Origin of the sequence: Bartonella sp. AA81SXKL, from assembly GCF_042196945.1 — a bacterium.
GTDB lineage: Bacteria > Pseudomonadota > Alphaproteobacteria > Rhizobiales > Rhizobiaceae > Bartonella.
The window spans coordinates 1-320 of the sequence record NZ_JBHIRH010000213.1 but is presented as its reverse complement, the minus strand read 5'-3'; the positions used below and the strand labels follow the sequence as shown (position 1 = coordinate 320).

Below are 320 nucleotides of genomic sequence, written 5' to 3'. Positions count from 1 at the left end.
GATGGGAAGGAAAAAATAAATACGGCGTTGTTTATTGCGATTAATTCGCTGAAGAATGCTGTAGAGCGTGGCGGATCTTATGTCAACGAATTGAAAATATTACAACAATTATCGCCTTCGATTGAGGGGCTTGATTTGTTACAAAAAACAGCCCCTATCGGGTTTCCTAGTTCAGTTCAACTTGCAGCTGATTTTGCCAATATTGCCGATGCAATTGTTGCAACGCAAAAGATTGTTGCGTCAGATGCTGGTTTTTTTGAACGGATTTTGGCATGGATAAAAGGTTTGATTGTTTCGCGACCGATTGGAAATGTTGAAGG

At 40.3% G+C, this 320-nt stretch carries 1 pseudogene; it reads left to right on the top strand.

Features of this window, described 5'->3' with window-relative positions:
• Nucleotides 1-320: pseudogene (locus ACFINZ_RS10665) on the top strand (COG4223 family protein); the annotation flags it as partial.